General features: G+C 73.6%; 1 protein-coding gene. It reads right to left on the bottom strand.

Features of this window, described 5'->3' with window-relative positions:
- Nucleotides 1–1,097 (bottom strand): HPr family phosphocarrier protein (locus MTR62_RS21010; RefSeq protein WP_244024609.1); only part of this gene is annotated, 1,097 nt, incomplete at both ends.

The raw sequence follows: 1,097 nt of genomic DNA, 5'->3' as shown, positions 1-1,097 counted from the left end.
GCCGCCAGCCGGTCGAGCGTCTCGCGCACTGCGGCCACGCGCGCCGCATCGGGCGCCACTTCAAGCACCGCTCGCGCCGCATCGACGACGACCTCGCGCCCTTCCTCGAGCGTGTCGAGCGCCGCCCCCATCGCGACAACCATCGCCACGCCCATGCCTCCGGCGAGGATCGCGACGTGCGAGGTCGGCCCGCCCTTGACCAGCGCAATCGCAGCCAGCCGTGCGGTGTCGAGCGCCAGGAGCTGCGAGGGCAAGAGGTCTTCGGCAACGAGCACCGCACCTTCGGGCAGCGCCACCGGCTGTTCGACCTGCCCGGCGAGCAAGAGCAGCACGCGCCGCTCCAGATCACGCATGTCGTCGGCCCGCTCGGCCAGACGCGCGTCGCCCGAGCGCAGGAGCACGGCGACTTGCGGCGCGATGGCCGCCTGCCAGCCCTCACCCGCGCCCGCACCGTTGTCGATCGCCTCGTGCGCCGCGGCGCGCAGGTCCTCGTCTTCCAACATGGCGGCGTGCGCGCTCAGGATACCCTGCGCGCGCGGATCGGCGGCTTCACGCTCGGCAGCGATCCGCGCGACGAGTTCATCGAGCGCCGCGTCGAGCGCGGCGCGCTCGCGCACGGGGTCCCCGCAAGAGGGAGCAACCGGAATATCGGCCAGACGGTAGCGCACGATGCGCCCCGTTGCGAGACCGGGCGCGGCGCAGACACCGCAGAGTGCACCGTCCACCACCTGAGCGGCGGCCTGCGGGGCGGCGACGGGCGTGGCAGCGACGGGCGCTGCGGGGCGTTTTTCGCCCGGCTCGGCCTTTTCGCCCATGCCGCCCGCGATCAGTTCCTCGAGCGCGTCGAGCGCGGCGGCAGCCTCGCGCCCCTGCGCGTGGAGCGTCACTTCGTCCCACAGCCGCACGCCAAGGGCAAGGATGCCGACCGGGCTGCGCAAGCTGGCGGTACGCTTGTCGAATTCGATACGCACGATCGCCTCGAACCCGCCCGCCGTCTGGCGCAGCCGCGCGGCAGGCCGGGCGTGGATGCCATGACGCAAGGGGACGACCAGCGTGCGGGTCAGCGCCGGGGCATCGTCCGCAAGCGCGGCCGGCTC

This window comes from Novosphingobium organovorum (assembly GCF_022832435.1).
In the GTDB taxonomy this organism is placed as follows: Bacteria; Pseudomonadota; Alphaproteobacteria; order Sphingomonadales; family Sphingomonadaceae; genus Novosphingobium; species Novosphingobium organovorum.
Note: the sequence above shows the minus strand (reverse complement) of the source record. Positions and strands in the feature narration are given on the sequence as shown.